This window comes from Isoptericola sp. NPDC057391, assembly GCF_042668085.1.
Lineage (GTDB): Bacteria > Actinomycetota > Actinomycetes > Actinomycetales > Cellulomonadaceae > Isoptericola.
Map to the genome: position 1 here is coordinate 1 of NZ_JBHVBO010000198.1, position 7,266 is coordinate 7,266.

Consider the following 7,266-nt stretch of genomic DNA (forward strand, 5'->3'; position numbering starts at 1 on the left):
GCCACCGTCGAGAGACGGTGACCGCCCGTGGCGGAGCTGCCGGCCCGTGGCCGACGACCGGTCAGTGCCCGGCCGGCACGCCCTCGCCCTCGGGCGAGGCGGGCACGCGCCGCAGCAGGAGCGAGAGCCCCACCGCGACGAGCATGATCGCCGTGCCCCAGACGAACGCGTCCCCGACGCCCTCGGCCAGCGCGACCTGCGCCGTCGCGCCGTCCTCCATGAGGGCGACGGACCGGGTGGTCATGACCGCGACGAACATCGCGGTGCCGGCGGCCCCGGCGAGCTGCTGCACGGTGCCGATGGCGGCCGAGCCGTGCGAGTACAGGCGCGGGGTGAGGGACGACAGCGCCGAGGTGAACAGCGGCGTGAACATGAACGCCAGGCCGAGGCTGAGCGTCACGTGCAGCGCCAGGATGTACCAGGGCGACGAGTCCGCGTGCACCTGCGTGAACAGGGCCAGCGCGATCGTCACGACGACCAGGCCGGGCGTGACCAGCGGGCGCGGGCCCACCCGGTCGTACAGGCGGCCGACCGTCGGCCCGAGCAGACCCATGAGCAGGCCCCCGGGGAGCACGATGAGGCCGGTGGCCAGGGGCTTGAGGCCCATCGCGTCCTGCAGGAACAGCGGCAGCAGGATCAGCGAGCCGAACATGGCGAGCATGCCGACCGCCATGATGGCGAGGCCGACCGAGAAGCCCCGGAACCGGAACACGCTCAGGTCGAGCAGCGCGCGGTCGTCGCGGGCCAGGAGGAGCTGGCGCCAGGCGAACAGGCCGAGGACGGCGACGCCGACGACGATCGGGATCCACGGCGCGACGGGCGGCGCGTGACGGGCGGCCTCGCCGATGCTGGACAGGCCGTACACGAGCCCGCCGAACGCCACGGCCGCGAGGAACAGCGACAGCGGGTCGAGGCGCGAGTGTGTACGGTCGGCGACGTCCCGGACGTACAAGAAGCCCATGACCAGGGCGAGCACGGCGATCGGGAGAACGATGCCGAAGACCCAGCGCCAGCTCAGCGCGTCGAGGATGATGCCCGAGATGGCCGGGCCGAGCGCCGGGGCGGCCGCCATGACGATGGAGATGTTGCCCATCACCTTGCCGCGGATCGCCGGCGGCACGACGGTCATGATCGTCGTCATGAGGAGCGGCATCATGATGGCCGTGCCGGACGCCTGCACGATGCGGCCGCCCAGCAGCCAGCCGAAGCCGGGGGAGAGGGCGGCGAGCAACGTGCCCGCGCTGAACAGCGACATCGCGAGCAGGTAGGCACCGCGGGTGCCGAGGCGCTGCAGCAGGAACCCGGTCGCCGGGATGATCACCGACATCGTGAGCATGAACGCCGTGGTGAGCCACTGGCCGGTGCTCGCCGTGATGTCGAGGTCGGTCATGAGCGGGGCCAGGGCCACGCTCATCGTCGTCTCGTTGAGGATCACGACGAACGCGGAGCCCAGGAGCAGCGCGATGACCGTGAACTGCTGGCGCGTGAGCCGCTGGGGCACGGCCTCGTCGATCACGATGCCGCGCGACGGCGCGGTCGTGCCGGGAGAAGTCGTGGCGTCGGTCGTCAGGGTGGCCTCCGGGGTCTGGGCGTCGGGTGGGAGGGTGGTGTCGGTCTGTCGGGGGGCTGGCACGCTGTGCTCCGCTCGCGTCGTGCCGGGGATCCCGGCGGAGGGCAGGCGAGAGCCGACGCCGGTGGGCGTGGCACCTCGTCGTGGTCGGTCGTTGTCCCGGGGGCGGTCACCCCGGTGCGATCGTGCGGTCGCCGGACGGGCGAGACCGTACTGTGTACGACCACGAACCATCCTGCGATATTCCCGCTTCCCGTGACGACCTGATTTCGGGTCGGAACTCGTCGGTGCTCCGGGCCGCGGTCGTCCCGGTCGTCAGGCGCGCGCAGCGGCGTCCTCGGCGCCCCCGGCCCGGCGGACGCGGGCCGGCACCTGCGCCGGGGTGCGGGCCCCGCGCGTCGCCATGAGCAGCGCGGCGAGGACGTAGGCGACGGCGAGGCCGACGAAGACGCCGCGGGACCAGCCGGTGTCCGGCAGGGTGAACGCGGCGAGCGCGGCGGCCCCGACGAAGGCGGCGTTGTAGAGCACGTCGTAGAAGGCGAAGGCGCGACCGCGGAACTCGTCCTCGGCGTCGCGCTGCACGATCGTGTCGACGGCGATCTTCGTGCCCTGCGCCGCGAGGCCGAGGAGGGCGGCGCCGGTGTAGACGACGGCGCGCTCCGGCGTCGTGACGAGCAGCAGCTGGCTCGCGGCGGCGAGCAGCAGCATGACGGCGATCCAGCCCTGCGGCCCGGTGCGGCGCGAGAGCGTCGGGGTGAGCACCATCGCGACGGCGCCGCCGGCGCCCGTGAGGCCGATGACGACGGCGAAGGTCGCCATCCCGGCGCTCTGGCTCCCCGGGTCGAGCAGGTTGCGCGAGATGAGGATCGACGCGATGAACACCACGCCGTACAGGAAGCGGTGCACGGCCATGGCGAGCAGCGCCTGGCCGGGGGTGCGGCGCGCGACGAGGTAGCGGGCGCCGTCGGCCAGCCCCCGCGCGACCTTGGCGATCTCGCCGCGCAGGTCGGCCTCCGCGGGCTGCTCGGGCCCGAGCTGGGTGCGCCGCAGGCGCGTGGCGAGCAGGGACGCGACGCCGAAGACGAGCGCCGCGCACACCAGCGCCGACGAGTCCTTGACCCGGCCGGGCTCGAACATCAGGCCGAGGACGAAGCCGATGCCGCCGCCCACGAAGGCGGCGCCCGCGCCGAGCGTCGGGGACAGGGAGTTGGCGGTGAGGAGCAGCGGCCCGTCGACGACGCGCGGCAGGCCGGCGGACAGCCCGGCGAGGAGGAAGCGGTTGACGGACAGGGCCGCGAGGCCGATCGCGTAGATGGCCCAGCCGACGCCGCCGGCCAGCATCACGCCCGCCATCGCCAGCGTGAGCACCACGCGCACCGCGTTGCCCCACACCAGCACCTGGCGGCGCTGCCAGCGGTCGAGCAGCACGCCCGCGAACGGGCCGACGATCGTGAACGGCGCGAGCATGACGGCGAACGCGCCGGCGATGGCGGCCGCCGTGCCCTGCGACTCGGGCGAGAAGAACAGCAGGGACGCGAGGCCGACCTGGAACATGCCGTCGCCCGCCTGGGACACCAGGCGCACGGTGAAGAGCTTGCGGAAGCCCTCCAGCCGCAGCAGCGCGCGCAGCTCGTGCCAGGTCTCGGTGATCGCTCCCACGGTGCTCAGCCTAGGCGTTCGGCCGCACGGCCCACGCTGGGGCGGTCCCCCCGGTCGGCGAGGGACGGCCGCCGCACCTTTCGAAGCGCGGCTGCGCAATTCTGAGCCCGCCCGTCCTCTTGTCCGGGAGGACTTATGAAGGTACCTTCCAGAAATCGCACGACGAGGTGCCGACGGCGCATCGCGTGCCGCACGACGGGAGGTCGCATGGTCCGCACCGGGCCCCGCGCGCAGGACCGGCACGTCACCGACGTCCGCCGCCGCAACACGCTCAGCTGCATCGAGGTGCTGCGGGGCAGCCGCGCGACGACGCTCACCGCGCTGGCGAAGGACACCGGCCTGTCCCGGCCGACGGTGGAGTCGATCGTCTCGGAGCTCGTGGAGCAGGGCCTCGCGCACGAGGTGGCCGGAGCGGAGGAGGGCGCGCTCGGGCGCCCCGCACGCCGCTTCGCGTTCGCCGCGGACGCGCGGTACGTGGTCGGGCTGGACCTCGGCGTCCACTCCGTGACGGGGATGGTCGCCGACCTCGCCGGTCAGGTGCGTGCCGTCGTCCGCAGGACCGTGGACGGGCCGGTGGACGGCGTGGCCCGGCTCGAGGTCGCGCGGAGCGTCCAGCGCGAGCTCCTCGACGAGGTGGACGCGCCCCGGTCGCGGGTCGCCGCCGTGGCGGCCGCCGTGCCCGGCATCGTCGACGGCGAGCGGGTCCGCCTCTCCCTGCCCATCCCCGACTGGACCGGCGTGAACCTGGCCGCCCGGCTCTCGACGGGCGGGGAGCACCCGGTCGTGATCGAGAACGACATCAACATGGCGGCCCTGGCGGAGCACGCGCTCGGCGCGGCCCGCCTCGCCGACGACGTCGTGCTCGTGCAGCTCGGGTACCGGGTCGGTGCCGCGCTGGTGCTCGGCGGCCAGGTCTACCGCGGCAACCGGTACGCCGCCGGCGAGGTCGGCGACTTCTCGTGGACGGGCTGGGACGGGTGGTGCGAGGGCAGCCTGCTGGCCGAGATCGAGCAGGCGGGCGGGGCCGAGGAGGTGGCGGTGCGTGCCCGCGCGGGCGACGCCGCGGCCCTCGAGCTGCTGCAGCAGTACGTGCGCCGCGTGGCTCCCGGCGTCGCGACGCTCGCGATGGTGGTCGACCCGGAGTGCGTGGTGCTCGGCGGCGGGCTCTCGCGCGCGGGGGAGCTGCTCCGGGCCCCGCTGCAGGCCGAGGTCGACCGGCTGGTGCACCCCCGTGCCGCCGCGCCCCTGGTGACGTCGGCCTTCGCGTCGGACGGCGCCGCGCTCGGCGCGCTGGTCCGCGCGCTGGAGATCGGCTCGCAGGACGTGTTCGGGAGCGGCGAGCTCGCCGCGCCGACCTTGCGCGCCGCGGACCCGGCCACCTCGCTCGCGGAGGCGCTCGCCGTCGCCGCGCGGCGGGACGCCGGCACCGCGGGCCCCGAGGACGTCCCGGGCGCCGGCGAGGACGCCGGGGTCGGCGCGACGGCGCTGGTCGTCGAACCGCTGCGCGTCGGCGTCGTGGGCGTCGGCGCCCGGGCGAGCATGGCCCAGTGGGTGGGCCGCACCGGCGTGCCGGCGCGGGTGGTCGGGGCGGCCGACGTCGACCCCGCCGGCCGGGACCGCGCGCACGCGCTCTTCGGCCCGGACACCGCGTTCGCCGTCGACCACCGGGAGCTGCTGCGCGACGTCAGGCTCGACGCCGCGCTCGTCTGCACGCCGGACGACACGCACGCCGAGGTCGCGGAGGACCTGCTGCGGTCCGGCGTCGCCGTGTTCCTCGAGAAGCCCCTCGCCACGACCACCGAGGACTGCGACCGCGTGCTCGCCGCCGCGGTCGAGACCGGCACGAAGCTCTACGTGGGTCACAACATGCGGCACATGGCCGTGGTCCGCACCATGCGGGACATCGTCGCGCGCGGCGAGATCGGTGAGGTGCAGGCGGTGTGGTGCCGGCACTTCGTGGGCAACGGGGGCGACTACTACTTCAAGGACTGGCACGCCGACCGGGCCCGCAGCACGGGCCTGCTGCTGCAGAAGGCCGTGCACGACATCGACGTCATCCACTGGCTCGCCGGCTCCACGACGCGCGACGTCGTCGGCATGGGCGACCTGCAGGTGTACGGCCGGGTGACCGACCGCGCCGAGCGCCCGGGCCAGCTCATGACCGACTGGTTCTCCTACGACAACTGGCCGCCGCTGGAGCAGACGGGGCTGCACCCGACGATCGACGTGGAGGACACGTCGATGATGCTCATGCGGCTGGGCAACGGCGTGCTCGCCAGCTACGAGCAGTGCCACTTCACGCCCGACTACTGGCGCAACTACACGGTGATCGGCACGCGGGGCCGCCTCGAGAACTTCGGCGACGGCGACGGCGGCTCGGTCCGGGTGTGGAACCGCCGGACGTCGTACGCGGAGCGCGGCGACGTCGAGTACCCGGTGGTCGCCCAGGGCCAGGGGCACCAGGACGCCGACCGGCTCACCGTGGACGAGTTCCTGCGGCACGTCGCCGACGGCACGCCGATCACCACCTCGCCGGTGATGGCCCGCGACGCGGTCGCGACGGGCATCGCCGCCACCGTCTCGCTGCGCGCAGGGTCCGCGCCGCAGCGTGTCCGGCCCGTGGCCCCCGAGGTCGCGGCCCACTTCGACGACGACGTCGACCCCGCGGCACCGAGGCCCGGGACCTGAGAGGCCCATCCAACCCCGAGGAGCACCCCGATGAAGCATCTCCTGCGCAGCGCGTCCCTCGCGGGCGTCGCCGCCGTGGCACTGACGCTCTCCGCGTGTGGGGGCGGCGACGACGCCGCCGAGGACGGCGCGGCGGTCGCGCCCACCGACGCCCAGGCAGAGATCACCTACGCGATCTGGGACGAGAACCAGAAGCCCGCCATCGACCAGAACATCAAGGACTTCAACGAGAAGTACCCGAACATCAAGGTCACCGTCGACCTCACGCCCTACCAGCAGTACTTCACCAAGCTCCAGACGCAGGGGGAGTCGCGCACCCTGCCGGACGTGTTCTGGATGAACGGCCCGAACGTCCAGCTCTACGCCGCGAACGACCTGCTCCAGCCGGTGACCGGCCTCGTCGAGAGCGGCGACGTCGACCCGTCGAAGTACCCCGACGCGCTCAACGAGCTCTACTCGTTCGAGGGCACCCAGTACGGCGTCCCCAAGGACTTCGACACGGTCGCCCTCTGGTACAACAAGGCGCTGTTCGAGCAGGCGGGCGTCGACCTGCCCACGGACGACTGGACCTGGGACGACTTCACCGCCGCCGCGGGCACGATCTCCGAGAAGCTCGCCGACCAGGGCGTGTACGGCGTCGTGACCGAGCTCAACGGCGGCGGCCAGAGCAGCTACTACGACTCGATCCTGCAGGCGGGCGGCCACGTCATCTCCGAGGACGGGACGTCCTCCGGCTACGACGACCCCGCGTCGATCGAGGGGCTGCGGCTGTGGGCGGACCTCGTGGCCGACGGTGCGTCGCCGAGCGTGCAGCAGCTCTCGGACACGAAGCCGAACGTCTGGTTCAACTCCGGCAAGGCCGCGATGTTCTGGTCCGGCAACTGGTCCGTCGCCGAGATGAAGGACTCCCCGAACAAGGACGACTTCGGCATCGTCCGCCTTCCCGAGGGGCCCGAGCGGCGGGCGACGGTCATCCACGGCCTGGCGAACGTCGTCGCCGCCGACGGCGAGAACGTGGAGGCCGCGAACGCGTTCCTCGCGTACCTCGGCTCCGAGGAGGCGCAGCGCACCCAGGCGGAGATGGGCGCGGCGAACCCCGCGTACACCGGCACGCAGGAGGCCTTCGTCGACTCCGTGCCGAGCTTCGGCATCGACGTGTTCCTGGAGTCCGCGGACGAGATGTCGTTCCCGTACCCGATCTCCCAGAACACGGCCGCGTGGAACGCGCTCGAGAACGAGCTGCTCCCGCAGGCGTTCTCGGGCGAGCGCCCGGTCGAGGACGTGGCGAAGGAGCTCGCGGACGCCATGGACGAGGAGCTCGCGAAGGAATGACCTCCGTCGACCGATCC

The 7,266-nt window shown here is 73.3% G+C and carries 4 protein-coding genes; 2 read left to right on the forward strand and 2 right to left on the reverse strand.

Annotated features, from left to right (window positions below):
* Positions 1-61: 61 nt before the first annotated feature.
* Positions 62-1,633 (reverse strand): MDR family MFS transporter, encoded by a 1,572-nt coding sequence (locus tag ACFUVW_RS18175; RefSeq protein ID WP_430572712.1) that lies wholly within the window; start codon positions 1,631-1,633, stop codon positions 62-64.
* A gap of 252 nt (positions 1,634-1,885) precedes the next feature.
* The gene (locus ACFUVW_RS18180) at positions 1,886-3,229 is read right to left on the reverse strand and encodes an MFS transporter (RefSeq protein ID WP_430572713.1); all 1,344 of its coding nucleotides are present in this window, start codon (positions 3,227-3,229) and stop codon (positions 1,886-1,888) included.
* Between the two features lie 207 nt (positions 3,230-3,436).
* On the opposite strand from ACFUVW_RS18180, the gene ACFUVW_RS18185 reads away from it, so the two are divergent.
* Both ACFUVW_RS18185 and ACFUVW_RS18190 read left to right on the forward strand, forming a co-directional pair.
* Positions 3,437-5,917, forward strand: coding sequence for an ROK family protein (locus ACFUVW_RS18185; protein WP_430572714.1), 2,481 nt, complete (start codon positions 3,437-3,439; stop codon positions 5,915-5,917).
* 30 nt (positions 5,918-5,947) lie between these two features.
* Positions 5,948-7,249, forward strand: coding sequence for an ABC transporter substrate-binding protein (locus ACFUVW_RS18190; protein ID WP_430572715.1), 1,302 nt, complete (start codon positions 5,948-5,950; stop codon positions 7,247-7,249).
* Positions 7,250-7,266: the final 17 nt, after the last annotated feature.

Coding starts and splice junctions, on each gene's coding strand:
- ACFUVW_RS18185 (WP_430572714.1), top strand. CDS start 3,437: ATGGTCCGCACCGGGCCCCGCGCGCAGGACCGGCACGTCACCGACGTC.
- ACFUVW_RS18190 (WP_430572715.1), top strand. CDS start 5,948: ATGAAGCATCTCCTGCGCAGCGCGTCCCTCGCGGGCGTCGCCGCCGTG.